This is a genomic window from Rheinheimera sp., from assembly GCF_030824435.1.
Taxonomy (GTDB): domain Bacteria; phylum Pseudomonadota; class Gammaproteobacteria; order Enterobacterales; family Alteromonadaceae; genus Pararheinheimera.
In genome coordinates this window covers 1-24,778 of the sequence record NZ_JAVBXS010000086.1, presented here as the reverse complement: position 1 = coordinate 24,778, position 24,778 = coordinate 1, and the positions used below count along the sequence as shown (strand labels likewise).

Annotated in this window: 24 protein-coding genes; 9 read left to right on the top strand and 15 right to left on the bottom strand. The window is 48.2% G+C overall.

Annotated elements, in window-relative coordinates; translation table 11 throughout:
* Window positions 1–9: 9 nt before the first annotated feature.
* Window positions 10–2,109, top strand: coding sequence for an elongation factor G (gene fusA, locus RCH83_RS14440; protein ID WP_306523331.1), 2,100 nt, complete (start codon window positions 10–12; stop codon window positions 2,107–2,109).
* A gap of 348 nt (window positions 2,110–2,457) precedes the next feature.
* On the opposite strand, the gene RCH83_RS14435 is transcribed toward fusA, so the two are convergent.
* Window positions 2,458–3,003 (bottom strand): DUF4256 domain-containing protein, encoded by a 546-nt coding sequence (locus tag RCH83_RS14435; protein WP_306523329.1) that lies wholly within the window; start codon window positions 3,001–3,003, stop codon window positions 2,458–2,460.
* Window positions 3,004–3,191: 188 nt separating this feature from the next.
* A complete protein-coding gene (locus tag RCH83_RS14430; protein WP_306523327.1) occupies window positions 3,192–3,476 on the bottom strand; it encodes a hypothetical protein in 285 nt (94 codons plus the stop codon).
* Between the two features lie 333 nt (window positions 3,477–3,809).
* Here RCH83_RS14430 and RCH83_RS14425 point away from each other — a divergent pair, with 333 nt between their 5' ends.
* The gene (locus RCH83_RS14425; RefSeq protein WP_306523325.1) at window positions 3,810–4,043 is read left to right on the top strand and encodes a hypothetical protein; all 234 of its coding nucleotides are present in this window, start codon (window positions 3,810–3,812) and stop codon (window positions 4,041–4,043) included.
* Window positions 4,044–4,103: 60 nt separating this feature from the next.
* Here RCH83_RS14425 and RCH83_RS14420 read toward each other — a convergent pair whose 3' ends face one another.
* Window positions 4,104–4,979, bottom strand: a complete 876-nt coding sequence (locus RCH83_RS14420; protein ID WP_306523323.1) for a matrixin family metalloprotease — start codon at window positions 4,977–4,979, stop codon at window positions 4,104–4,106.
* A gap of 179 nt (window positions 4,980–5,158) precedes the next feature.
* Here RCH83_RS14420 and RCH83_RS14415 point away from each other — a divergent pair, with 179 nt between their 5' ends.
* A complete protein-coding gene (locus RCH83_RS14415) occupies window positions 5,159–6,016 on the top strand; it encodes an ion transporter (protein WP_306523320.1) in 858 nt (285 codons plus the stop codon).
* The gene (locus tag RCH83_RS14410) at window positions 6,013–6,939 is read left to right on the top strand and encodes an endonuclease/exonuclease/phosphatase family protein (RefSeq protein ID WP_306523318.1); all 927 of its coding nucleotides are present in this window, start codon (window positions 6,013–6,015) and stop codon (window positions 6,937–6,939) included. The genes RCH83_RS14415 and RCH83_RS14410 overlap by 4 nt, the downstream gene beginning before the upstream one ends.
* A 63-nt stretch (window positions 6,940–7,002) precedes the next feature.
* Here the strand turns inward: RCH83_RS14410 and RCH83_RS14405 are convergent, their stop codons facing one another.
* Window positions 7,003–7,161 carry a hypothetical protein gene (locus RCH83_RS14405; RefSeq protein WP_306523316.1) on the bottom strand — a complete coding sequence of 53 codons (159 nt, stop codon included), beginning with the start codon at window positions 7,159–7,161 and terminating at the stop codon, window positions 7,003–7,005.
* A 139-nt stretch (window positions 7,162–7,300) separates the two neighbouring features.
* On the opposite strand from RCH83_RS14405, the gene RCH83_RS14400 reads away from it, so the two are divergent.
* A complete protein-coding gene (locus RCH83_RS14400; protein WP_306523314.1) occupies window positions 7,301–8,245 on the top strand; it encodes a tRNA-dihydrouridine synthase in 945 nt (314 codons plus the stop codon).
* Here RCH83_RS14400 and RCH83_RS14395 read toward each other — a convergent pair.
* From RCH83_RS14395 to RCH83_RS14385, 3 genes are all read right to left on the bottom strand, one after another.
* Entirely contained in the window at window positions 8,237–9,430 is a 1,194-nt protein-coding gene (locus RCH83_RS14395) for a Bcr/CflA family efflux MFS transporter (protein ID WP_306523312.1), read from the bottom strand. The genes RCH83_RS14400 and RCH83_RS14395 overlap by 9 nt on opposite strands.
* 119 nt (window positions 9,431–9,549) lie before the next feature.
* On the bottom strand, window positions 9,550–10,128 hold the full coding sequence (locus tag RCH83_RS14390; RefSeq protein ID WP_306523310.1) for a sugar O-acetyltransferase: 579 nt from the start codon (window positions 10,126–10,128) through the stop codon (window positions 9,550–9,552).
* 39 nt (window positions 10,129–10,167) lie between these two features.
* Window positions 10,168–11,640, bottom strand: a complete 1,473-nt coding sequence (locus RCH83_RS14385; RefSeq protein ID WP_306523308.1) for a hypothetical protein — start codon at window positions 11,638–11,640, stop codon at window positions 10,168–10,170.
* Between the two features lie 245 nt (window positions 11,641–11,885).
* Here RCH83_RS14385 and RCH83_RS14380 point away from each other — a divergent pair, with 245 nt between their 5' ends.
* A complete protein-coding gene (locus RCH83_RS14380; RefSeq protein WP_306523306.1) occupies window positions 11,886–12,560 on the top strand; it encodes a DUF3334 family protein in 675 nt (224 codons plus the stop codon).
* Between the two features lie 5 nt (window positions 12,561–12,565).
* Here the strand turns inward: RCH83_RS14380 and RCH83_RS14375 are convergent, their stop codons facing one another.
* Genes RCH83_RS14375 through RCH83_RS14360 form a run of 4 tightly spaced genes read right to left on the bottom strand, consistent with a single transcriptional unit; the run spans window position 12,566 to window position 15,765 of the window.
* Window positions 12,566–13,819 (bottom strand): ATP-binding protein, encoded by a 1,254-nt coding sequence (locus tag RCH83_RS14375; RefSeq protein WP_306523304.1) that lies wholly within the window; start codon window positions 13,817–13,819, stop codon window positions 12,566–12,568.
* 1 nt (window position 13,820) lies between these two features.
* Window positions 13,821–14,513: a response regulator transcription factor gene (locus tag RCH83_RS14370; RefSeq protein WP_306523302.1), complete on the bottom strand. Its 693-nt coding sequence runs from the start codon at window positions 14,511–14,513 to the stop codon at window positions 13,821–13,823.
* Window positions 14,513–14,905 carry a DUF3019 domain-containing protein gene (locus RCH83_RS14365; RefSeq protein WP_306523300.1) on the bottom strand — a complete coding sequence of 131 codons (393 nt, stop codon included), beginning with the start codon at window positions 14,903–14,905 and terminating at the stop codon, window positions 14,513–14,515. Before RCH83_RS14365 ends, RCH83_RS14370 begins: the two co-directional genes overlap by 1 nt.
* A complete protein-coding gene (locus tag RCH83_RS14360; protein ID WP_306523298.1) occupies window positions 14,905–15,765 on the bottom strand; it encodes a MipA/OmpV family protein in 861 nt (286 codons plus the stop codon). The genes RCH83_RS14365 and RCH83_RS14360 overlap by 1 nt, the downstream gene beginning before the upstream one ends.
* A gap of 163 nt (window positions 15,766–15,928) precedes the next feature.
* Here RCH83_RS14360 and RCH83_RS14355 point away from each other — a divergent pair, with 163 nt between their 5' ends.
* The 3 genes from RCH83_RS14355 (at window position 15,929) to rlmF (ending at window position 18,338) form a co-directional block, all read left to right on the top strand.
* The gene (locus RCH83_RS14355; protein ID WP_306523296.1) at window positions 15,929–16,141 is read left to right on the top strand and encodes a hypothetical protein; all 213 of its coding nucleotides are present in this window, start codon (window positions 15,929–15,931) and stop codon (window positions 16,139–16,141) included.
* 184 nt (window positions 16,142–16,325) lie between these two features.
* Window positions 16,326–17,351, top strand: coding sequence for a LacI family DNA-binding transcriptional regulator (locus RCH83_RS14350; RefSeq protein WP_306523294.1), 1,026 nt, complete (start codon window positions 16,326–16,328; stop codon window positions 17,349–17,351).
* Between the two features lie 21 nt (window positions 17,352–17,372).
* Complete coding sequence (gene rlmF / locus RCH83_RS14345) at window positions 17,373–18,338, top strand: 23S rRNA (adenine(1618)-N(6))-methyltransferase RlmF (RefSeq protein WP_306523292.1); 966 nt, start codon at window positions 17,373–17,375, stop codon at window positions 18,336–18,338.
* Window positions 18,339–18,442: 104 nt separating this feature from the next.
* Here the strand turns inward: rlmF and RCH83_RS14340 are convergent, their stop codons facing one another.
* From RCH83_RS14340 to RCH83_RS14325, 4 genes are all read right to left on the bottom strand, one after another.
* The gene (locus tag RCH83_RS14340; RefSeq protein ID WP_306523290.1) at window positions 18,443–20,854 is read right to left on the bottom strand and encodes a glucan 1,4-alpha-glucosidase; all 2,412 of its coding nucleotides are present in this window, start codon (window positions 20,852–20,854) and stop codon (window positions 18,443–18,445) included.
* A 45-nt stretch (window positions 20,855–20,899) separates the two neighbouring features.
* Window positions 20,900–22,390: an MFS transporter gene (locus tag RCH83_RS14335; protein ID WP_306523288.1), complete on the bottom strand. Its 1,491-nt coding sequence runs from the start codon at window positions 22,388–22,390 to the stop codon at window positions 20,900–20,902.
* A 407-nt stretch (window positions 22,391–22,797) separates the two neighbouring features.
* Complete coding sequence (locus RCH83_RS14330) at window positions 22,798–23,670, bottom strand: HDOD domain-containing protein (RefSeq protein WP_306523286.1); 873 nt, start codon at window positions 23,668–23,670, stop codon at window positions 22,798–22,800.
* 127 nt (window positions 23,671–23,797) lie between these two features.
* Window positions 23,798–24,778: hypothetical protein (locus RCH83_RS14325; protein ID WP_306523284.1), on the bottom strand; the 981-nt coding region annotated here is incomplete at its 5' end.

Sequence of the window (24,778 nt, the reverse complement as noted above, 5' to 3'; positions counted from 1 at the left end):
GAGATGACTATGTCAGCAGATTTATCGTTATACAGAAACATTGGTATCTTCGCCCACGTTGATGCCGGCAAAACCACTACTACCGAACGTATCCTGAAACTGACCGGTAAAATCCATAAGATAGGTGAAGTTCACGAAGGTGAATCAACAACTGACTTCATGGTTCAGGAAGCAGAGCGCGGTATTACTATCCAGTCAGCAGCTGTAACCTGTTTCTGGAAAGGTCACCGTTTTAACGTTATCGATACCCCAGGCCACGTTGACTTCACAGTTGAAGTTTACCGTTCTCTGAAAGTATTAGACGGTGGTATCGGTGTATTCTGTGGTTCTGGTGGTGTTGAACCTCAGTCAGAAACCAACTGGCGTTATGCCAACGACGCGAAAGTATCTCGTCTGATTTTCGTAAACAAGTTAGACCGTATCGGTGCTGACTTCATCCGCGTAACAGAACAGGTTAAAAACGTTCTGGGCGCTCAGCCACTGATCATGACGTTGCCAATCGGCCGTGAAGACACCTTCGTTGGTGTGGTTGACCTGCTGACTGAAAAAGCATACGTGTGGGATGATTCTGGCTTACCAGAAAACTACAAAGTTGTTGATATCCCAGCTGATATGGCTGACGACGTTGCAATGTACCGCGAACAGTTAGTTGAAACTGCCGTTGAACAAGACGACGACCTGTTAATGGCGTACATGGAAGGTGAACAACCTTCAATCGACGACATCAAACGTTGTATCCGTAAAGGTACACGTGAACTGGCTTTCTTCCCAACTTACTGTGGTTCAGCCTTCAAAAACAAAGGTATGCAGTTAGTGTTGGATGCTGTTGTTGATTATTTACCATCACCAACTGAAGTAAACCCACAGCCACTGACTGATGAAGAAGGTGCTCCAACTGGCGAATACGCTATCGTTTCTGCTGACGAGCCATTCCGCGCTTTAGCTTTCAAAATCATGGACGACCGTTTTGGCGCCCTGACATTCATCCGTATTTACTCAGGTGTTCTGAACAAGGGTGATACCTTACTGAACTCATTCACTGGTAAAACAGAGCGTATCGGCCGTATGGTTGAAATGAACGCGAATGACCGTACTGACCTGACAACTGCTCAGGCCGGTGACATCATCGCGCTGGTAGGTCTGAAAAACAACACTCAGACTGGCCACACGCTGTGTGATCCAAAAGCACCATGTACTTTAGAACCAATGATCTTCCCAGAGCCGGTAATTTCTATCTCTGTAACGCCAAAAGACAAAGGTTCAGTTGAGAAAATGGGTATCGCTATCGGTAAGATGGTTTCTGAAGATCCAACTTTCCGTGTTGAAACTGACGTTGACTCAGGCGAAACCATCCTCAAAGGTATGGGTGAACTGCACTTAGATATCAAAGTAGACATTCTGAAACGTACTTACGGTGTTGAGTTAGTTGTAGGTCAACCACAGGTTGCTTACCGCGAAACTATTACCCGTGAAGTTGAAGACAGCTACACCCACAAGAAACAATCTGGTGGTTCAGGTCAATACGGTAAAATCGACTACCGCATTCGTCCAGGCGCGCAAAACACAGGCTTCACTTTTGTATCAAAAGTAGTTGGTGGTAGCGTTCCAAAAGAATTTATGCCTGCGATTGAAAAAGGTTTTGCTGGCATGATGTCAACCGGTACTCTGGCTGGCTTCCCGGTATTAGACGTAGAAGTTGAAGTATTCGACGGTGGTTTCCACGCAGTTGACTCATCAGCCATCGCGTTCGAAATCGCTGCCAAAGGCGCTTTCCGTCAAACCATGCCTAAAGCTGGTGCTCAGCTGTTAGAACCAATCATGAAAGTTGACGTGTTCACGCCAGAAGATCACGTAGGTGATGTAATCGGTGACTTAAACCGTCGTCGTGGCATGATCTCTGGTCAGGAAGCTGGTGTAACTGGCGTTCGTATCAAAGGCGACGTACCACTGTCTGAGATGTTCGGTTATATCTCTACACTGCGTACTATGACGTCTGGCCGTGGTCAGTTCTCTATGGAATTCTCTCACTATGCTCCATGTCCACAAAACGTGGCTGACGCAGTGATCCAGAAAGAAAAAGAAAAGAAAGCTGCTGCTGCTAAAAACTAAGTAGCTGTTAGCTTGAAGAAAAGCCCCGCTGGTGAAAACCGCGGGGCTTTTTTTATGTACATGGAAGTACGGTATGCCGCTATTGCAGGGCTAGCGCGGGCTTTACTGACGCCAACAGTTTGGCGTCAGGCCGCGATAGCGCCGCCCACTCTGTGGGTGGCCGGGAGAGCGGCACAGAGCGTTTCGGAGCAAAAAGCCGGTGACGGGCATGGATGCACGGTATGCCGCTATTGCAGGGCTAGCGCGGGCTTTACTGAGACCAATGTTTGGTGTCAGTCCGCGATAGCGCCGCCCACTCTGTGGGCGGCCAGGAGAGCGGTACGGGGCGCTTCGGGGCACAATCAGGTGTTACACCCTAAGCAATAACCGGAATCCACGGGCGGCATAATAAGATTCAGCGCCATTGTGATAAACAAAAACCTGGTTATAACGACGATCACAAAACAGCGCCCCCCCTAAATCTCTGATTTGTGAGGGTGTAGCCACCCAGCTTGAAGTTTTTTTATCAAATTCACCAAGGCTTTGTAGCTGACGGTATTGCTGCTCTGTTAACAGCTCAGCGCCCATCTGTAACGCCAGTTCTACCGCCGCACCTGTAGGTTTGTTTTCTTTGCGTTTATCCAGCGCTTGCTGGTCGTAACACAGGCTGCGCCTGCCGGTAGGGCTCTCCGCTGAACAATCACAAAATAACAATTCGCCACTTGGTAGCTCCTGACCTATCACATCGGGTTCACCACCTGTTTGTTCCATTTGCCACAAAGTCTGCAGTTTGGCATCTTGCTGTTGTAATTTTTCTGCCACCTGTTGCCAGTTGAGACTGTTGTGCCGCTGCATATTGTGCTGAAAACGTGCCTGCAAAATGGCTAAAAGTTCGTTGATTGTTGCCTGTTCCATGGGGGTGACTCCTTTTTTGTATACATTGAGGGTACAGCATAGCTGGTCATTTTCAGCAGAAACAAGGCATTCTGGTAAAAGTTAGGGTGAATAAACAAGGTGCAACGGATGGCGCGGGCTGATGATCTAAAACTAATCAGCTGTTGGCGAAACAATGTTGTCCGGCAGAGCAAGGGCAGGGCTTATTGTTATCTGCTTACTGTCACACCAGCAATTTCAGTGACTGTTTTGGGTTCTGCCCTTTCGATAATTTTCACCAGTACCGACTGAATGGTTTCATCTTCCCGGGCGTCCGTGTTGCTGCTAAAGGTCTGCACTTGTGCTTCTGCAGCTTTATCAGCCAAAAAAGTGACTTCCACTTTGTTGGCACAATCTGCAGTGACGCCAAAATAGGCTAATGAAATCAACGGATAACCGTCAAAACCCTTTTTGACTTGTTTTGCGATACGTTTTTTTGCTTTGTCCAGATTCATCTTTGTTCCTTTGGCTGGCATAACAAAACCCAGAGTACCTGAAACTGAGCTCTGTCACAGCAGATAAAAACATGGATAAAAACCTTTAACGGCAAAGGCCAAAGCCGTTTGAGCTTATAAAAAAGGTCAGACCAGAGAGGCGGAACTTCTGTTGAGATCTGTCAGTCACACAAGCAGCGATTTCACCGGAATAGCCAGCGACAGTCGTATCGCCGCGGGGGGAATGGCATAATTTCTGGCCAAGGGGTGTGCCGGTTAGCTGTGTCAATTCTGGTGGTTGGTTGTGATGGTGAAACCGCGCTAACCCTATAGCAAAAAAGAGGTGTAAAACCCATGCCACACAATGCGCGACCCCGTATCCTGCAATTTCTGCAACTCGCCCGCTGTTCATATCGTCTTGAAGGCCAACAGATCATCACACAAAACGCGGTGATCACTCTGGCCGAACAGCACATCAGTATCGCCCGCCAGGGCAAACCGCTGCGCACTATGCCTTACCAGCGGTTAAATCTGGACAGATTGTTGTCCTTGATCACGGCGCAAGCCGAACGCAAACATCTGGCCTGATTGACCTGAGTTAGTGCCGTCATCATCTGTCTGATGACGGCGTTCCCGCGCTGAGTTTGTTTAAAAACCACATTGAGATTGTAAAGCAGCAATATCAACAGCGGTCAGCATGGCCTGCTGCGTGCTCAGACTGTGATACATAATTGAATCTTCGGCGCTGGTGTGTTCAACGCCAAAAGCATGGCCAAATTCATGTGCCAAAGTTGCTACTAAATCCTGCTGCGAGCCAAATGCATAAATGGTCATCAGCCGTTCCTGGCCACGGATTTTCATTAAACCCACTTCAAAAGGGCCACTGATGGCGGCTGGGCCAGCTTCGGTTAATAACGCATTACGCTGTTTAATGGTTTCGTTTAAATAATCCTGATCCCGCACCAGCTGCTGTCTTTGTTGCTCCAGCCAGTCGGCTTCCTGCTTTAATTCCCGCTGGCGGCGCTCGAGTTGGGCACGCTCGGAGGCTGCATTAGGCGCGTCTGGTTTAAAAGCCGCTATTTGTTGTTGTAGCTGCGCTGTTTGCAGATTAAAACTATCAATTTGTTGCTGTAAGGCGGCAAATTGTTGTGGCAGATTTTCGCGGCCAGGTTCGATGGCCTGGTCGTATCTGTTGAGATTGCGGCTGAGTAAACGTTGTTTTAGCAGCTGTTGCTGGCGGGCATCAAAACGAAAATCGATGACAAAACCTTGTGGATCTTGTTGCAATAAAGTGCGGCCAAAGGCCTGATTCCACATTTGTGCTGCCTGGCTGATAGCTGCAGTTGCTTCTGTTTCGGTCAGATTAAAAGCAGGGTCGAGATAACCCAGTTTCCAGCCAAGGGGTGTGCTGCAAAGGCCTTTGCCTATAACAGGCAATAAAGGCAGGCCTGTATCCTTTTGCCAGAAGCTATAAGCCAGATAAGCCAAAATACCGACAAACAACAGCTGTAATAAACGATGCATAAAAACTCCTTTTTTCAGCTTGCGATTAAACGGCAGCAATAAGATTTTGGCAAGTTTCCTGGCAAAAAGGTTCTGGCAGTGTTTGTCAGCTGATTTTCAGCAGGCAAATTCCGAATGCTGCTGGGCAATTGCAGCTGTGCTGGCTACAATCGCCGCCACATTCTTTATCGGAGTTCAATATGGAATTAGAAGCGCAGCTTAGTGACAGCAGCCTGCAGGCAAAAGTGCAGGAACTGGTGGAAAAATCCTGGTTTAACCGACTGATTTTAAGTCTGATTTTAATCAATGCCGTGCTGCTGGGTTTAGAAACCTCAGCCGATTTAATGGCGCAATATGGCAGCCTGTTACATGGTGCAGACAGGTTGTTATTAACAGTTTTTGTGCTTGAGCTGCTGTTACGTATTTTTGCGTATCGTGGCGCCTTTTTTAAAGACGCCTGGAATTTATTTGATTTTGCGGTAGTGGCCATTGCGTTAATACCGGCTTCAGGTCCGCTGGCAGTATTACGTTCGCTTCGGGTGCTGCGGGTACTCAGAGTCTTGTCGATGGTGCCTTCGATGAAACGAGTGGTATCGGCGCTGTTGGGGTCTTTGCCTGGCCTGGCTTCCATTGCCATGGTGTTATTGCTGATTTATTACGTCTTTGCCGTGATAGCGACTAAAGTGTTTGGCGCGGCTTTTCCTGAGTGGTTTGGCAATATAGGCCGTTCTTTTTATACACTTTTTCAGGTAATGACGCTGGAAAGCTGGTCTATGGGCATCTCCAGACCTGTGATGGAAACCTATCCGCTGGCCTGGATGTTTTTTGTGCCTTTTATTCTGGTGGCCACTTTTACCATGCTTAATTTGTTTATTGCCATTATCGTCAACACCATGCAAACCTTCAGTGAAGAAGAGCATGCGGCAGAGCGCGAGCAGGACAAACAACATGAAGCGCTGGAGCAGCGAGCTTTGCACGAAGAGCTGCGGGCTATCCGGCAGGAGCTGAAGCTGCTGCGCAGCGAAATGGCGGCGTCACAGGAGCCTGGCAGTAGGTGAAAACCATTCTCAGATTCAGCACTTTAAACTTACAGAACTTTGCTGCGCCGCCGCTGGCAAGTTACGAGTTTGACAACATTTACAGCCAGGCGCAGTGGTTGCAAAAAACCAACTGGTTGCGCCGTGTCATTCTGGCCAATTCGCCTGATGTACTGATGTTGCAGGAAGTGTTTAGTGTCAACGAGTTAAAACAGTTGTTGCTGGAATTGGGTTATGGTTATTTTGCCGTGGCCGGTGCGCCTGTGTTGGTTGACAACCATTTTTATCAACAACCTGTGGTGGCGCTGGCCAGCCGTTTTCCCATCAGACAGCAGGCGGCGCTAAGCCCGGATCCTGAGTTATTAAAGGCGCTCGGGCTGGCAGATTTTCAATTCAGCAGGCCGCCTTTGTGGGCTGAAGTGCTGTTGCCCGGTATTGGCGCTTGTGATTTTTATACAGTGCATTTGAAATCACGCCGTGCTCTTACTGCGGTGACCGACGGTGGTGGCAGCGAAACATTAGGCCGTTTTGCCGCTTCAGCGCAGCGGGCTTATGAAGCCGCACTGTTGCTGGAGCTTATCAGCAAGCAGCAAAAACAAAGTGGCCGCCCTGTGGTGCTGGCCGGGGATTTTAACGATGCTTTAACTTCAGACTGGCTCAGTCATCTGACGGCACCTGGGCAACTATTGCAGTTACAGGACGCCTGGTTGTTATGGCAAAACGCGCCAGCACAAAGGCCAGCCAGCCATTATTATGGCGCCACAGGCTCTACACTGGATTATTGTTTGTTGTCAGCCGACTTTGACCACAACAACCCGGTGTGCCTTGCCAGCGTGACTGAAGTGTTAATCAGCGACAGCCATCTGGTGCGGCCGGATTATCAACAAGACGCATACAGCAGCGACCACGCTATGGTCACTGTCACAGTGCAGCTGAGGGCTTAACAGAGGACGCAGCAATAACATCCACTGAGTTATTGCTGAGCTGTTTTATCAAAGTGCGGTTTTTTATTGTTGCTCTGGTGTGTCGTCAACCTGTGCTGCCGGCACTTCAGTTGCGGTTTCACTTTGTTTTGCCTTCAGCCGGATGGAATTTTTCACCTGAATATTTTTTTTCTGTTTGGCTCTTTTACTAATCTTCTTTTTTAACGCTTTGCTCGAACTCATATTGCTGCTCTGCTTAATGCAAACTGGTGCTTAGTGTAACCCAGAAGCGCCATTCGGCCAAACGCAGCAAAAGCGCGCTGTGGTGGCTTTTCGTGGTCTGAGTCATTACACTGACGGCCGTTTTTAAAGAGGCTCTGTGATGCGGATAATTCTGGCTCCGATGGAAGGTGTGGTTGACCACCTGATGCGTGAAATGCTGACCGAAATTGGTGGTTTTGATTTGTGCATCACTGAGTTTGTCCGTGTGGTGGACCAACTGCTGCCAAAAAGAGTGTTTACCCGCCTTTGTCCTGAGTTATTACAAGACGGCAAAACCCTTTCCGGCACACCGGTGCGGGTGCAGTTATTAGGACAAGAACCCAATTGGCTGGCCGAAAATGCGGTGCGTGCGGTGGAATTGGGTTCACCTGGTGTTGACTTGAACTTTGGTTGCCCGGCCAAAACCGTTAATAAAAGCAAAGGTGGTGCTGTACTGCTGCGCGAAACCGAGCAGCTGTATGCCATTGTTAAAGCGGTGCGTGATGCAGTGCCAAAAAATTTCCCTGTCACCGCCAAAATGCGGTTGGGTTATGACGACACCAGCCTGACCCTCGACAATGCCCGCGCTTTTTATGAAGCCGGCGCTTCTGAGCTGACAGTACATGCCCGCACCAAAAGTGATGGCTACCGGCCACCGGCCTATTGGCCCTGGATAGCCCAAATCCGTGCTGTGGTGGATATTCCGGTCATTGCCAATGGTGAAATCTGGCAACCGGAAGATGCACTGTTATGCCGTGAACAATCCGGCAGCAGCGACATTATGCTGGGACGGGGCGCTTTGGCGCAGCCCAACCTGGCCAAACGTATTGCCAGCGGCGGTGAGGCCATGCCATGGCCCATAGTGCTCAGGCTGCTGATGCGGTATTCCGAGTTTGAGATGGCCGGTGACAAAGGCCAATATTACGCCAATCGTATTAAACAGTGGTTTAGCTATTTAAAACTGCAATACCCAGAAGCGGCTGTGTTATTTGAACAACTGCGTTTACTACGCAGCAGTCAGGATATAGTGGCTCTGTTAACTGCTGAATTAAAACGTTTAACTTAATTCAGCTGTTGTTTTCGTTTCAATCTGTTGCATAAAAAACCTTGCCAGTGTGATGGCCAGCACGCCTGACAACATCAAAAGTGCAAAAGGCAAAGTGTTTTGTTGTGGCCAGAGTGCCAGCAAAGGCCCGGCCAGCGCGCCGGCGCCAAATCTTAAGGTGCCAATCACCGCAGTTGCAGTGCCGCTGTGTTTCGGAAAGGCAATTAAAATCAGCGCGTCGGCATTAGTGGCAATTAAACCAAGGCTTGCCATTAAAGGCGCTATCATCAGCACTGTCCAAAACAAACTTAAATCCAGGCTACTCACCAGCACCAGACCCACGGCAAAACACAATGCACTGAACCAACCGGCTTTAAGCATGTTTGGGCTGCCAAGGCGACTGACTAAACGGCTGTTAATAAAGTTGGCGGCAATCAGCATCAGCACATTCAGGCCAAACAGCAGGCTGAACATCTGCTCATCCACTCCAAAGTGTTCGATATAAACAAAAGGCACAGCAGTTAAAAAGCAAAAAAAACTAAAAGATGCAAACATCGAAATGGCAATTAACGGCCTTGCTGCTTTATGGGCAAACACCACCTGGTAAGAGCCAAAAAAATCCAGTTTATTGCGCTGCGCTTTGCTGTTTATTTCCGGCAGAAATTTTGCCGACAACAGCAGAATCACCAACGCATAAAGCGCCAGCACCACAAAAATCCAATGCCAGCTACCCAGAAACAACACCAGACTGCCAATAGCAGGAGCCAACAAAGGGGCCAGCATCATGGTCATAGACACATAAGACATACCTTTGGCGGTATGCTGCTGATAAATGGCCCGGATAATACCTGGCACCACCACAGTGGCTGCGCTGCCAGCCAGCGCCTGCAGTGCCCGCCAGGTTAAAAACCATTCAATGCTGTCGGTTTGACTGAGCAGAAGGCTGGCGACAATAAAACCGGTTAAACCCCAAAGCGCGAGTGGACGCCTGCCAACAGCATCGGCCAGTGGGCCAAATAACAACATACCTAAACCATAAAATGCCAGAAAGATACTCAAAGACTGCTGCACCAGCACGCCATTTGTGTGCAGGCTGTCGGCCAGTTGTGGCATGGCGGGTAAATACATGTCAATGGCCAGCGGTGTAGTGGCAATAATGGCGGCAAATAACAAAATAAGGGCAAAGGAAGGCGCAGGGCGTGACATGGTGAACAAGGTTCCAGGGCATTAAAAGCCGCTATTGTAGCCCCTTCACAGTTCGGAAAAAGCGCATAAAATCGGCTTTTTTGGTGATAAATCTGTCGATTTACTGCACAGAAAAAGGCTTAATCTATGGAGTTCGCCTGAGGTGACGGGCTAACCTGACGTACCGCTTTGGCCGGATTACCCTGCACCAGCATACCGGCGGCGACGTCTTTGGTCACTATGCTGCCGGCGGCAATCACAGCTTCATCACCAATACAAACACCGGGCAATACAATAGCGCCACCACCAATCCACACTTTATGGCCAATACGGATAGGTTTTGCCATTTCAAGGCCGGTCACGCGGCTGGTGGCATCCAGTGGGTGGGTGACAGTGTAGAGTTGTACTCCAGGGCCAAACATCACATCGTCGCCAATAATCACAGGCGCAGCGTCCAGAATCACACAATGATGATTGGCGTAAAAACGGGCGCCCAGTTCGATATTAAAACCATAATCACAATAAAAATCCGGTTCTATATAACAAGACTGCACTTTGCCAAACAGTTGTTTTGCCAGCTGCTGATGGGTTTTAAAAGGTTCAGGCCCTTGTTGATTCAGCGCCCGGCAGCCTTGTTTTGCAGCTGAACGTGCTTTACTCAGTTCGGTATCCCTTGGGTTAAACCATTGTTGATTTAACATTTTTTCTTTTTCAGTCATCAGTATTCCGGCTTGTCGGCAATAGTGGTCAGTAAAAAGTCAGTTATCGCGCAGCTCAGTGCGATTCCATAGATTCTGGTGGCGGGGATCAGCAAAAAACTCATCAGGATGCCAATAACGGGGTAATAAACGCCTTAACCGCCCGGGCGCAAAGTCAGAAGATAGTTTTTTTAAAATTTCCTCCAGACGTTGTTGGGGAATTATTTCCAGTTGCTGGCGTGCTGGTTTGAAATATAGGTTCGAAGCCACGCTGATATTGCAGTTGGGTAAATTATGACGGTAATGCAAATTGCGGGTGACAATACGGCACAAAGGTGCTTCAGGCTGGGGTGGGTATAACGAATTTACAATGGCAAATTCGTAGCGGTCCAGCGGCTGACCCTTGGCATCTTTGGGTAAAAATACAATGCCGTAGCCTTGCGGGAATATCCCGGTAATGCTGAGCAAAGACTGCACCATACGCTCATCATACTGGCCGGCTGCTGCTCCGGTTTTTAAAATTAATGCCACCTTTGGCAAAGCCTGATAATCAAATCTGTTGCGGCCCGGCAACACAGCCGAAGCATAAACCTGTGGGATTTTTAACAGGTTACCAACTCCAGCGCCCGGCTTACCGGCATTTTTTAATAAGGTCGTCGCAAATGCCAGTTTATCCTGTTCATTTTTATCAAAAGCATCCCGTTCCGGCCTGGAATTTCCCCTGTATCTGGGCGCACCTATACCTTTTAATAAAAACTGCAGACTGGCCTGTAAACTAATATCGAGAAAACGGCTGCGCTCTTGTGTTTGTAGTTCGCGGCTGCGCGGTAACTTGCCATCCGGACCTGTCAGGATCAACAGTGCCTCCGGATGTGAATGGCCGATGTCCTGTAACAACAAAGCCATCAACAACGGAATTTGTACATCATCGCGAAAGGGGCAATAACTGCCGGCTTCAACAGAGGTTTTGCGTGCTTTGGCTTTTTGCAGAATATAACTGCTGCTGATCATGCCTTGTGCCAGCAAATGGTCCAGCAAACGTAAACTCAGCGTGGCTTTGTAAAAAGGTTTGTATTTTTGCTGCACAGTGGCAATTTGTTCACCTTCACTTGGCGCCAGCAATTGTAGTGTGCCCAGCATTTTTGACGAACGCAGAATAGTTTCTGCCCTGTTGTTGCCTTCGATCATCTGTAAAAACTGCTGGCACAACAGATACAACTGACTGTAGTTGTTCAGCCGTTTTTGTTCTTGTTTGTCCTGCTCCGCTTTGAGCGCTTGCTGACATTGTTGTGCTTGTTGCACCAGTCTGGCTTCGGATTTGGCGTTGGCTGAACCCAGCTGGCGCTGGGCTTCGTCAAAGGCTTGTTGCAGCTGGCTGAGCTGGTTTTTCTGCTGTTGCTGTTGCTGGAAAAACTGACTGGCCTGTCCATACACTGAATGCTGAAATTTGCTGATTGACAATAAACTGCTGATCAGTTGCTTGAGCTGTCGTACATAAGATTTGTCGGCATAGGGATCCACAGTCAGCTGCATCTGAGCTATTTCCTCTGCAAATCATCTGGTTAAAAGCAATGCCAACACCTTAGCGCACCCGATGCTTTTCGCAAAGTGCTGTTTTGTCGCCAAAGCTCAGACAATTCAGTAACAAAGTTGCATGCAGACGGGCGGTGGCTTAGTATTTGATGATTACCGATCCTTAAGCTAAGTCGTTCATGTGACTGTTAATCCAATCTCTGACAGTCATCATTGTTGTTATCCGGGGCCATTTGGGAGCCTACATGAGAAAAAATAAAATCATTACAACAGAAGAGATTCTGTTAACACTTTGCTCGTCCGTGACGCAGGTGCTTGCGGCTGCTGGTAATGCACAGGTGGCATATTCACCTATGGTGCAGAAAATTCACAAAACCTGCCTGCGACCGGATCTTGGCTGTTTTGTATTATTTGACGGCGGTTTTTCTGGTTTGGTGATTATTAATTTCACCTCTGAAGCGGCCATGGAAATTTACCGTAAATATATGATGAGTATGGGCATGCCTGAGTCTGAGCTGGCGCAGTTCCACACTTCAGACGAAGTGGGTAATGTGATGGGCGAACTGATGAACCAAATTGTTGGTGATTTTACCAACAGAGTGCGGGTTGATTTGCAAACGTCCATCAATCAGAGCCAGCCGAAAATGATGGCGATTAATAAACAGGTGCAAATTTTAATTAATACTCAGCTGGACCAGCCACAAGCCCGCCGGGTAACCTTCAGTACGCCTTCCCATAATATTTTTTATATGGAGCTGGCGATGGATAAAACAGAATTTATCCAGCTGCATGATTTTGAAAAAGTTGAACATGAAAATGTGGACGACATTCTGGCCAATGCAAATCAGCAAAATCAAGCCGAAGTTGCTGATGCCGAAAGTCTGGTTGACGACGACTTTTTATCCAACCTGGGCTTGTAACTTCATCAGGATGTACTGTGCTGCGGCTGTTTTATTGGCAGCCGCAATTGAAACAAAGCACCGCCCAGGGCAGAATCGCCAATCAGGATCTGCCCCTGATGCCAGCTGACAATACGACTTACAATAGCCAGACCTAAACCAAAACCACCATGACCCTTGCAGCGGCTTTCGTCGAGACGGACAAAAGGCTGCAAAATTTTGTCGCGTTGTGCCGGCGCAATACCGGGACCATCATCTTCAACACAAAACACCAGTTGATCCTGTTCCTGCCGCAACGATAACAAAACTTGTTGTTTGGCGTACCTTTTGGCGTTTACCAGCAGATTTTGTAGTGCACGTTCCAGATAATGGCCATCACACAATAACCATAGCTGAGGTGGGTGTTGCAGCGAGATAGTTGCACCCGGCAGTGGGGTCAGTTTTTCCACCAGATTGTCCAGCAATTCGGCCAGATTAACCTGCTCTGGTTTTAGCTGCACCGATTGGGATTCCAGCCTGGCGTAATCAAGCATTTCATCGACCAGCTGGTCCAGTTCTTTGACGTCCTGCAGCATGGCTTGTTTATCGTTTTCAGCAATATTCTGCATTTCCAGGGCAAAACTAAGCCTTGCCAGTGGTGTGCGAAGTTCATGTGAAACGGCATGGGTCATTTCCCGTTGCAGAGCGACCAACCGGCGGATTTGTTCTGCCATTTGTTGGGCGCTGTTGGCAATAGGCGCAAGTAAAGAATGAGCCGGTAGTTTTTGTTCCGGTAGTTGCATGCCCTGGCCGAACTTTTGTAACTGACGTTGTAGTTGCTGAATATCCCGCGCCAGCGGCCATAACCACAAAGCAACAGCAATAGCGAGCAAAGCAAAAAATAACAAAGTGAAAAAATAACCCTGATGGCTGCTGGCGTCTATTTCAACAGGACCAAATTGCAGGAGCTGTTTTTCGTCCTGACTGTGTTGGTAAAAATACACCATATTGCCACTGAACAGCGGCACCAGCTGGCCACGCACCAAGGCCTGTTGTTCGGGTTCTGACCAGGCGATAGCATCAATAGGCATGTTTTGCAGCGTTAAATTCAGCTGGTCGGCAATTTGTTCGGCGTTGGTATCAGGTTGATTCAGCTGATAAGCCAGGCTTTGGCCCAATAAACTTACCCAGCCGGGTTGTTGTTGTGGCAGGCTTTGTTGCCAAAGTCGATCCACACTCCAGCCGATGCCTAACAGCACCAACAACATAAAAAGGTAAAAGTGTAAAAACAGCCGGCGCATGTTAGTTCCAGGCGTCGGCGACAAACAGGTAGCCTTTACCCCAGACAGTTTTGATGCGAAACGGTGTATCAGCGTTGTCACCCAGTTTGCGGCGTAAATGTGATACCCGCACGTCAACGGTACGATCCAGACCGTCATATTCGCGGCCGATAATTTGTTTGTGAATGGCTTCACGGCGTACCGTTTGACCAGCGTTTTTTGCCAGCATCCACAATAAATCAAATTCATAGCTGGTCAGCTCTACCAGTTGACCGGCGAAATAAGCTTCGCGGGCTGACTGACTGAGTTTCAGCTGACCAAATTCCAGTTCAGTGGTTTCCTGACTGCCTGCGGGCTGACTGCGGCGTAACAAAGCATGAATACGCGCCAGCAATACTCTGGGCTCTACCGGTTTTATCACATAATCGTCGGCACCAAGTTCCAGCCCAAGCACCTGGTCAATATCACCTTCCTTCGCTGTCAGCATCAGGATCGGATTTTTAAACCAGGGACGGATAGTACGGCAGATGGCAAAACCATCCATACCGGGCAACATCAGATCCAGCACTATCAGATGAGGTTGAAATTCACGGCAAGCCGCTTCAACGGCCAGACCATTGTTTTCCAGCCGCACTTCAAAACCCTGTTGCAATAAAAAACTCTGAACCAGAGCCGCCAGGCGCTGATCATCTTCAACCAACAAAATTTTGCTCATCAGAAAACACTCCAGGGGGCTACCAGTCTGCGCCGTCGTTCCGGCTGCCGGCTTAACACTGTTAATTGTTGTTGCAACAGCACTTGCTGCTGCATGTCGCGTAATTCGAGTTGGGCCGGGCCTTCCAGCGGTAATTGTTGCTGCAGCTGGCCCTGTTGTGTTGCTGACCAGCAGGTCAGTTGCAGGTTATTCAAATAAGCACAGATTGACATGGGCCTGGGGCTTTGCCAGTTTAATTGCAGTGGCAGCTGACAGCTGTTTTGTTGTTGATCCAACAGGCAAACTGTAGGAGCCACCTGCCAGCACAAAATTTGCGCACAAGGTGTTGCCGCCTGTGCTGCCCAGCAGCAAAAGCTTAAAAACATCACAACAAAAATGGTACGTCCTTGCATCAGAAAAATCGGTAAGTTACTCCCACAAACCAGCTCCGGATATTGTCTTCATTCACCAGCGGGCTATTGGTCATCGCGTCATCCAAAAAGCGATGCCGGTAAAAAGCTAAAGCCGACCAATCTGTTGTCAGTGGATAACTCCAGGTCAGTTTCAGCTCAGGTTGCCAGCTTGATCCGGTCTGATAATAACTGGAAAAATACTGTTCTTCAGCAACACCATAATAGGTATTGATTAAATCCGCGTTTTTCCAGTGCAAAGTGGTACTGAGTTGCCATTGCCCGAAGCTGCTTTGCCAGCCAGTGCTGGCGCTGATGCTGGCGTGTTGGCCATGGTATCGGCCGGACACATCGTGCCACCAGTTGGCTTTCAGCTGTAAATCTGTTGAAAACCAATCCAGTTGCAAACCAGCATCAACAGCGGTTGGGCGTTTGGCTACATCATCAATAGAAAGTTCGGGTACAGCAGCAACTTTTTGTGTTGGTCCGGCCAGACCCATATCACTGACCATAAATTTTTCGAATAAATTGCTGGCATCGGCGCGGCGGAAATAACCGCGTTCTTCGTTGAGCCGGCTGACCAGGCTCAGTTGCCATGATGGGTTCAGTTGCCAGTTATAACCAAGGGTGCCGTTGTCAAAAAACCAGTGCTGGCCGTAATAACTCAGATCGGGGATCAACCACAGTGGAAAATTATGGCCGCCATTTAACGGGTTAGATCTGTGACCTGCACCTGCAGCCAGCGCAAAATGCCACTGCCCCGGCTCAATACAGTGGCCGGCCTTGGCATTGGATTCTTGTTGGCACTCGTTACCCGAAGCCCATAACGGCAAACTACAGGCGAGAATTAACAGCAGGCGCATAAACTACAGCTCATCTGATAAACACTCAGGCACTTTAGCATTTGTGCATGCTGAGCTTAAGCACAAATAACAATGTTTCACAAAATGAAGGCAGATTTGTCACAGAGCTATAGCCCAGTTTTTTTTACACTGCAGTTCTACTTTCAGCCAGAGGAGAAATATTTTGTCAGAGTCTGAGCCACAACCTTTGTTGGTGATCCGCAATCAACTGCTGGCTTTTGCCTTGTTAAATCTGTTGGGTTCTTGTGTTCATATCACTGACAGCAGCCGGGCAGCGGCAGTCATACCAGAGCCAACTGTTGTCACTACGGCATCACAGCACAAACAACCCGCTGTTTTGTCGTTAAATTTAAGCCGTCAGCGGCCAGCAAGATAAACAACGAAGATCGCATGAGCCTTGCCTTTGGGGCTTGGGTTATGGCACCTTAGCACTCCTTATAGGCAGGTGTTTTCACCTGTTCTGCTCGCAGTTCGGCAAAGTCTGAGGTAAGTGCGGTGTCAGTCTCCATCATTAGCAGCAGTTATTCCTTGTCCGCATTCTTTTTTGACGGGGAATAAAGATGAAAAGTAAAGCAACCTCTTTTGATATTGCCTATCAGGCCGGTGTGTCCCAATCGACGGTATCGCGTGCATTACGCGACAGTCCGGCGGTCAATCAGGAAACCAAAGATCGCATTTTTGCCATTGCCAAACAGCTGAATTACAAAGTAGATAAAAACGCCAGCAACCTGCGTAAACAACGCAGCGGCACGCTGGCGTTATTGTTATTTGAAGATCCAACTGTTGATGATTCCCAAATTAACCCGTTTTTCCTGTCGATGCTGGGCAGTATTACCCGTGCTTGTACTAAAAGAGGCCATGATTTATTGGTGTCTTTTCAGCAGCTCAGCGACGACTGGCATGCCGAATATGAAGACAGTAAAAAAGCCGACGGCATTATTTTGTTGGGTTACGGCGACTTTATTGATTATGAAGAAAAGCTCAACCAGCTACTGGCGCAAAAAACCCATTTTGTCTGCTGGGGCGCCAAAGTGCATGGCCACCCGGAATTTACTATTCGCAGCAATAACCAGCAGGGCGGCAGGCTGGCTGGTGAACATTTATTAAAACTTGGCCGCAAATCTTTTGCATTTATTGGCAATGCTTCCGAACACAGTCCGGAGTTTTTCGAACGTTATCAAGGTTTTATTCAGGCGTTGTCAACGCAGAACATTAAAGCAGAGGCAGTGCCGCAGTTTGATGCGATTTCCACTGAACAAGCAGGTTTTGACGCGACTTTAAAACTGCTGGCAGCAGGTCACAGACCAGATGCAGTTTTTGCCGCCAGTGATCTGATTGCCATTGGTGTTATCAGGGCTCTGCAACAACAAGGTATGCAAGTGCCTGCTGATGTTGCTGTAGTTGGTTTTGACGATATTCCGGTGGCGTCATTTTCGTCACCTGCGCTCACGACTATTCAGCAAAACACCACGCTGGCCGGTGAAATGCTGGTGGTGAATTTGTTAAAACTCATTGCGCAGCAGGGCATAGAACAAACCGAAATTGAACCCAAAATTATCATCCGTCGCTCCTGTGGCGCCAGTTGAGCGGAAAACGCCTTACCTGATATGAAAAAAAATTCTGTACCGCAGCGCTCTAAAGCAGCAGCTGCTCCATTGCATCCGGCCAATCCACATCAGCAAGGTTATGATATGGCGGCGCTGGCCAACACTTTGCCGGCGTTAAGCCCTTTTTTGCTAACCACGCCAGGCGGCAAGCTAAGTATTAATTTTGCCGACCCCAAAGCAGTAAAAACCTTAAACCAAGCCTTGTTGGCGCATCATTATGGCCTGCAACATTGGGATTTACCTGAAGGGTATTTATGTCCGCCAGTGCCGGGAAGGTTGGATTATTTGTTGTATCTGGCTGATTTATTACAACAAAACAATCAAGGCAAAAAACCAAAATTCAGTAAGATGAAATTGCTGGATGTAGGTTGTGGTGCCAATTTAATTTATCCGCTGCTGGCAGTAAAAACATTGGGCTGTCAGGTGCTCGGTTCGGATATCAACGGCGCTGCGCTTAGCCATGCCCAAAGCCTGATTGAGGCCCATCAGCTTGGTCATAAAATTGAACTGCGTCAACAAGCTTCAGATCAGCATATTTTTGACCATTTACTCAAGCCAGGTGAATACCTGGACGCTACTTTGTGTAACCCGCCTTTTCACCAAAGTGCAGCAGAGGCCAGTGCCGGTAGCGACCGTAAAAGACAAAATCTGGGTCTTGCCAAAGACGCTGCAACACTTAATTTTGCCGGACAAGCGCATGAACTCTGGTGTGAAGGTGGTGAACTGGCTTTTATCAAACGCATGATAAAACAAAGCAAAGCTGTGGCCGGTCAGGTGTTTTGGTTTAGTTGTCTGGTGTCTAAACAGCAGCATGTTGCTTTGTTGCAGGCTGAATTGCAACAAGCCGGCGTTGCTGAGCAGCAGTTGGTTGAGATGGCTCAAGGTAATAAACAAAGCCGTTTTATCGCCTGGACTTTTTTAACTGAAGCACAGCAGCAGCTGTGGCGTCAGCATCGCTGGCGCTAAAGTTTTCCGGCTGAAGCTTGTCCCCATGTTATGTCCGCAAAGAAAAACCCCCGATGTTTGCATCGCAACAAGACACCGGGGGCGGGAGAGCTGGGGGTTGTTATTTATTTGCTGCTGTATCGTTGTTCAACTGGCTGGTACCTGTCCCACACCTTTTGATCCTTTAACGAACGTAACAGTTTGATATATTCGGCATGGCTCCAGGCCAATGGTGTAGCGCCATTGGTGCCTTCACCTGAGCTGTATTGATAAACGCTGTTATTGCCGACATTGTCCCAAACCTGCTCAGGTAACATCATGCCTTCGTTGGCAAATTGCTCCATCGCCTGCACATAGTTGTGGCGCAGCGGCTGTATTGTTTCAGCGCTCAGTGGCTGTTTTTGGCTTTGCAGCAGCGCCAATTCATAATGGCCACGTTCACCGGAAAAAATTGGCCAGACCCGGCCACGCTGGCCTGCTGTATTGGCGTCGTTTGGCCCTTTGGCATAAGCCATGGATGTTTCGGTGTCTTCACCATAACCGTCTAAACCATAACGGCGCCAGCCTGGTAATTTGCCTTCGATACCGGCAAAGCTGAATTCATATTTCACTCTGAGCGCGTCCGGCAGGTTCTGGTCATCCAACTCACCCAAAGTGGCAAGCACTGCCTGATGGTCGGCACTGCGCACACCATAACGCACTAATTCCAGGAAACCACCGTCGACCACATCACTTTCGTTGATATTGCTGATGCCATTGCGGTCGGCCAGTTTGCTTTGATCGTTTGGATTGTCGTTGCTGTTAATACGCAGATAATACTGACCATCACTTGGCGCCTGCTTCAGTGTGCCTTGGGTGGTAAAGGTTTTGGCTTCGAGATTGCTGCTGTATTCATCGGCCTTTTGCAGATAAAGCTCAGCAGAAGCTGTGTCACCACTGAGTTTGGCAATATCTGCGGCTACCACTAAACCGCTTATCACAGCAGCAATAGTGGAAGGTGAATAACCCCCTTGTTCTTCCCAGCGTTCTTGTTGGGTAGAAGGCGGAGTTAAAGCAATATCATTCCAGTCGAGTTTCACCTGACCACCTTTGGCCAGAAAATCGGCGGCTGGTTTGAGCATGCGGCTATACCAGGTTTTTAATTCAGTTTCCGACAACAAACCTTGTTGCCATAAACGCCAGCCCAACATAATAGGCATAGCGGTTTGATCAAGCTGAATGCCCACCCATTCCAGCGTGCCGTCGACATGGGTTTTTTGTAAAAACCAGCCAGGCGCGCCAACATAACCCGGCGTTTTGTCGCTGACTTGCACCTTGGTTAAATATTCAAACGCCACTTTCGGGCTTTGTTCATCACCCAGCGCCAGCATAGCCATGGCCACCTGATAAAAATCGCGTGGCCATACGGCTTTGTAACCGGTCTGGCTTTGTTCAGCCGATTTAACATCACCCCATGGGTTCGACAAAGAAGCAATTAAAGCACCGGCATGGGTTTTATCTTCCTGGGCTTTGAGCACCATAGCGCTGGTATACAGCAGCTTGCCGTTGTCCATGGCGGTATCGGCCAGAGTTGCCAGTTGCGGCAGGCTTTGCAGATAATCCTGCCAGCCAATAGCGTCACCCAGGCCGTTAAATTCAGCCAGTACTGTATCCAAACCACGTTTGAAAGTGTTTTGTGCTGCAACTTCACTGTTGTCCGGGCTGTCGCCAAAACCAATGACTAAATCAAACTGGCCACTTTCACCTTTTTTCACCGCTGGCAGTTCTGCCAAAGCCGCCACATTACCGGCGGTTTCGCCTGTGTTTTGGTAAAGGTTATTAAATGTCTGGCTGGTTTTAAGTTCTGTCAGGCCATCAGAAACACCGACAAAACCTGTGCTGGCTTGTTTAAAAGCTGGCTGGCTTATTAAGGTTAAGGCTGAGCTGCCTTCAACGGCATGAATCATGTTGTTTTTGACATAAGCTTTGTCGTTGCTGCCGGTGTTGCCAAGCGCAGGGTCCAGATAAACAAACAGCTGTAAATTGTCAGCCAAAGGGCGGAAATAACTACGCACCACCAGGCTTTGGCCGGATGGGTCGGTAAAAATGTGTTTTTCAATTTCGTATTGGCCGTTTTTGGCTTTATTCAGCACTTTATAAGCCAAAGACAATGGACGGCCAGCGGCGTCTTTGTATAAATAATCGATGCTGGAAACAGTAGCGGTTTTTTCTTCATCAACAAAACCGGCACCTTTGACCACAAACTGCATTTCACGGAGCTGCGCCTGATGAATAAGGCCAGACATAGTTTCGGTCAGCACCCCTTGTGCTATTGAAAACCACACTTTAGACACAACACCAGTGGCTGCCTGATCGCTGTAAGCGCCCTGATGATATTGTTCGTAAGAGCTGCCAATACCTTGTTTGCCGGCATAAGCCCAGGTCGAAGCAACACCAGGCGCGCCAGGTGCCGTTGGGGTGGCTGAGTCAGTTGCTGGCTGACAGGCGCTCAGCAATAAGGCGGTACAAAAAGTTGTTAAAGGTAAATAGGCTTTCATCAACAAGTCCCGTGTTCTGTGACGCTAAAGGCGTCAGCTGTAAATTCAGTGGTGCTGGCTTTTCACTTGAATGGTCAGCACATAAAAGGCGGCAATCACCAGACTGCCGGCGCCCAGCGCCAGCGCGTAAATGGCCTGACCGTCAAAAAACAAATTTAATAAAGTGCCGAGTACAGAAGCGGCAAGTAGCTGCGGCAGCACAATAAAAAAGTTAAACATGCCCATATAAACGCCCATCTTCTGGCTGGGCAAAGCGTCGGCCAACAAGGCATAAGGCAAAGACAAAATAGAAGCCCAGGCAACACCCACGCCAATCATCGACAGCCACAGCAGTTTTGGATCGTCTATCCATAAAAACGACACTAAACCCAAAGCACCACAGAGCAGGTTGATACTGTGGCTGATTTGTAATGAAGTGCGTTTGACCACCCAGGGAATGATAATGGCGGCAATAGCGGCAAAACCGTTATAAATGGCAAATAACAAACCCACCCAGTCGGCGCCGTCGTTATAAGCTGCTGAAGTTGGGTCGGAACTTCCGTAATGCACTGAAGTGACAGCTGCGGTGGTGTAAATCCACATCGAAAATAACGCAAACCAGGAGAAAAATTGCACCACAGCCAAATGGCGCATGGTAGTTGGCATGGTAAAAAGGTCATCGACAATTTGCACTAACATACCGTTGCCGTTATGGTTTTTCTGTACGCTGACCAGCCATTGCAGCAAAGCAAAAGCCAATAAGCAGCCACCTAACACATACAGCTGTTTATCCAGGCTATAAAACCAGACCGCCGTTACAGCTGTAGTGCCAATCAGGCCAAATAAAGCGCCACTGCGCCAATAACGCGCTTTGTTATCACCATATGCTGATTTTTCATCTTCAGCTTCACCAAAAGCCTGTAGTTGTGCCGGGCTATATTCGGTAGAACGCATTACTGTCCAGAGCACAGCAACAAAGAGCACCACTCCACCGGCATAAAACGAATATTTGACTGAATCTGGTATTTCACCGGCAGGGGCTGTATTGGCGACGTCAAACCAGTTGCTAAGCATATAAGGCAAAGCGGAAGCCACTACTGCACCGGTACCAATAAAAAAGCTCTGCATCGAAAAACCAAGTGGCCTTTGTTGTTGGTTCAGGTTGTCACCGACAAAAGCGCGGAAGGGTTCCATGGTGATATTGATGGAGGCATCTAGAATCCACAACATGCCGGCCGCCATCCAAAGCGTGGGTGAATTTGGCATAAAAAATAGCGCCAGCGTGGTCAGCACAGCACCGTAGAAAAAATAAGGACGGCGCCGGCCCAGTTTATTCCAGGTGCGGTCGCTGAAATAACCCACAACAGGCTGCACCAATAAACCCGTTAACGGGCCTGCTATCCACAGAATGGGAATTTCATCAATGCTGGCGCCTAAAGTCTGGAAAATCCGGCTGACGTTGCCATTTTGTAAGGCAAAACCAAATTGCACGCCCAAAAAGCCAAAACACATGTTCCAGATCTGCCAAAAACTAAGATTGGGCTTTTGTTGTTGCATGCTGATTCCCCGTCGAGTGCTGTGTATCCGTGGTCGGATAACTGTTTTTTAGTTGTAGCTAGCATAGCAGACACATTTTCTGTGCAGAGCGCACAAATCAGCTGAAACGTGCAAACAACAATAAGGCGGGATTTACCCGCCTGCGTGCTATTTTTCGCTGTAAAAACATGCTGTTGTAAAGTGATTCGCTGTTTTAGCTGCCAGCAATGCTTTTATTGCCAAACTACATTGCCTGCTTTGATAACTTGAATTGGCGGTAACAACAAGATGAATACGTATTCAGATGGCCCGGCTTGCCCAGGCTTGGTGCAGTTGTGTTTTTGTTTGTGCCAATAAAGTGCAGCGGATTTGCTTGGAAGTGCCACTGCAAGCCACAGCGGCACTGTCTGTCACTGAAGAAGTGGTGGTTAGCGGTGATAGTGGTTCTCGACCCCGTTTTGCAGCAGATAGTCACCTAAATCCGGCATTTGCATTTCGTCCAGCTCCAGAATATCCAGAATGGCTTCACCATATTGCCGCCATTCGGTTTCTAAATTCACATCAAACAAAGTTTCTTCTTCACCGGTTAAATGTTCGGCCAGTTTTAAAATGGCAAACAGCCGTTTTTCATATAAATCGGTCGATAACAACATGGGTTCGGGGTTGTGATGGCTGGCAATCACATTAATTATTTCCGGTGCCAGGCCCCAGGCTTGTGCTATCAGATAACCCAGAGTTTCATGGTTGGTATGAAAATAACGTTGTTCTATACCTGTGTAAGGCAATTGATTGCTCAAACCAACTTTCAGCACTTTGGCGTAATCGGGAAACTGCATTTGGATCAGGCTGATACCAGCATTATGGAATAAACCCAGACTGTAACAGTCGTCGGCACAGTCGCTGCCAAGGCGCAGTTGTTGCGCAATTAACATAGCGGCACTGCCGACATTCATGGCGCTGTTCCACAGTTTCAGCGTAAAAGGGTCACTGCGGCCATCGCTTAACGTAAACCGCAACACCACACTGGTGACCAGCTTAATGACGCGGTTTAAACCAAGAAACTTACAGGCATGTTCAATAGAACTGATTTTACGACGCAGGCCAAAATAAGCAGAGTTCACTACTTTGAGGGTAAAACCGGCAATGCCAATATCCATATTAATCAGTGCGGCTATGGTATTGATATCCGGATCTTCCAGTTCAATTTCCTGTTGAATTCGCAGCAGAACGTCAGGTTGTGGAGGAATGGTAAAACCAGCCAAAGCATTTTCAACCAACGACATATCAATAGGTTTGACCATAAACAGACTCCACTGTGGAAAATAAAAAACAGTATATCTGCTTGTGCTTATAACTGCAGTGTTGTTCTGGCTGGAAAAACAGAATCAAAGGAGAAAAAGGCAGCGCTGCAGCACTGCCGGTTCAGGCTTAGCTTTTTTGCTGATTTAATTGTTTGATAAAGGTTTTTAATTCGTTACGCAGCTTTTTTTGTGTGGGTTCATTGGCCAGCAACGGCGCTATAGTGGCCTTTGCTGCAGCTTCGTCTTTATTACGCAGCTGTATTTGTGCCAGGCGTAAAATAGCCCAGGGATAAAAACTGTGATCACTGCCCTGATAAAACTCAACATAACGGCTCAGCGCCTGCTGACCTGCAGTTAAATCAATGCCTTCCAGTGCCGCCAGGCGGCCTACCTGGTACAGGCTGGCGTACTGAGGTGTCACTTCAGAAAAAAGCGCAGCTGCTTGTTGATAATAACTGCTGGCTTGTTGATGTTGTTTATCCTGACTGAGCAGCCCGGCATAACTTTGTAATAACTCGGCTTGTTGTGGCGATTTTTTAATTTCGTTTTGTAACAGCGTCAGTGCTTTTTTCACGTCATCCTGCTGTAACACCTCAGCCTGTGCCAGTGCACCCTGTACCGCATCTTTTGCATAAAGTGCATCGGCCAGTTTTTGCGCTTTGTCGATATCACCACCGGCAATACCAGGCGCTGCAGCATAAAAACTAACCAGCACTTGTTGATATTCCACTTTAGCCGGGTCCATGCTGATGGCTTGTTGCAATAGGGCCAAACCTTCTTTGGCGCGGCCCGGTGCCGAAAACATGCTGCCGGATTGTGCCAGATTAAATTTATTCACCGCTGACAGATAAAACAACTCGGCCAAAGCTGGCTGTTTTTCCCTTTGTTGTTCCAGTATTGCTTCCAAAGCCTCATCTTCACCCAACGACAACATACTTTTATATTGCAGCAATTGTAATTGGGGCTGTGTGGCTAAATCGGGCAGTGCATTCAGTTGTTGTTGCAGTTTGCGATATTGCTGGCGTTCCAGCAGGCTCTGAAATTGTTCGGTATCGGTACTGGCAAACAAAGGTAAAGTCAGTAGCGCAGACAACAATAAAATGGTGGT

Coding starts and splice junctions, on each gene's coding strand:
- fusA (WP_306523331.1), top strand. CDS start 10: ATGTCAGCAGATTTATCGTTATACAGAAACATTGGTATCTTCGCCCAC.
- RCH83_RS14435 (WP_306523329.1), bottom strand. CDS start 3,003: ATGGAACAGGCAACAATCAACGAACTTTTAGCCATTTTGCAGGCACGT.
- RCH83_RS14430 (WP_306523327.1), bottom strand. CDS start 3,476: ATGAATCTGGACAAAGCAAAAAAACGTATCGCAAAACAAGTCAAAAAG.
- RCH83_RS14425 (WP_306523325.1), top strand. CDS start 3,810: ATGCCACACAATGCGCGACCCCGTATCCTGCAATTTCTGCAACTCGCC.
- RCH83_RS14420 (WP_306523323.1), bottom strand. CDS start 4,979: ATGCATCGTTTATTACAGCTGTTGTTTGTCGGTATTTTGGCTTATCTG.
- RCH83_RS14415 (WP_306523320.1), top strand. CDS start 5,159: ATGGAATTAGAAGCGCAGCTTAGTGACAGCAGCCTGCAGGCAAAAGTG.
- RCH83_RS14405 (WP_306523316.1), bottom strand. CDS start 7,161: ATGAGTTCGAGCAAAGCGTTAAAAAAGAAGATTAGTAAAAGAGCCAAA.
- RCH83_RS14400 (WP_306523314.1), top strand. CDS start 7,301: ATGCGGATAATTCTGGCTCCGATGGAAGGTGTGGTTGACCACCTGATG.
- RCH83_RS14395 (WP_306523312.1), bottom strand. CDS start 9,430: ATGTCACGCCCTGCGCCTTCCTTTGCCCTTATTTTGTTATTTGCCGCC.
- RCH83_RS14390 (WP_306523310.1), bottom strand. CDS start 10,128: ATGACTGAAAAAGAAAAAATGTTAAATCAACAATGGTTTAACCCAAGG.
- RCH83_RS14385 (WP_306523308.1), bottom strand. CDS start 11,640: ATGCAGCTGACTGTGGATCCCTATGCCGACAAATCTTATGTACGACAG.
- RCH83_RS14380 (WP_306523306.1), top strand. CDS start 11,886: ATGAGAAAAAATAAAATCATTACAACAGAAGAGATTCTGTTAACACTT.
- RCH83_RS14375 (WP_306523304.1), bottom strand. CDS start 13,819: ATGCGCCGGCTGTTTTTACACTTTTACCTTTTTATGTTGTTGGTGCTG.
- RCH83_RS14370 (WP_306523302.1), bottom strand. CDS start 14,513: ATGAGCAAAATTTTGTTGGTTGAAGATGATCAGCGCCTGGCGGCTCTG.
- RCH83_RS14365 (WP_306523300.1), bottom strand. CDS start 14,905: ATGCAAGGACGTACCATTTTTGTTGTGATGTTTTTAAGCTTTTGCTGC.
- RCH83_RS14360 (WP_306523298.1), bottom strand. CDS start 15,765: ATGCGCCTGCTGTTAATTCTCGCCTGTAGTTTGCCGTTATGGGCTTCG.
- RCH83_RS14350 (WP_306523294.1), top strand. CDS start 16,326: ATGAAAAGTAAAGCAACCTCTTTTGATATTGCCTATCAGGCCGGTGTG.
- rlmF (WP_306523292.1), top strand. CDS start 17,373: ATGAAAAAAAATTCTGTACCGCAGCGCTCTAAAGCAGCAGCTGCTCCA.
- RCH83_RS14340 (WP_306523290.1), bottom strand. CDS start 20,854: ATGAAAGCCTATTTACCTTTAACAACTTTTTGTACCGCCTTATTGCTG.
- RCH83_RS14335 (WP_306523288.1), bottom strand. CDS start 22,390: ATGCAACAACAAAAGCCCAATCTTAGTTTTTGGCAGATCTGGAACATG.
- RCH83_RS14330 (WP_306523286.1), bottom strand. CDS start 23,670: ATGGTCAAACCTATTGATATGTCGTTGGTTGAAAATGCTTTGGCTGGT.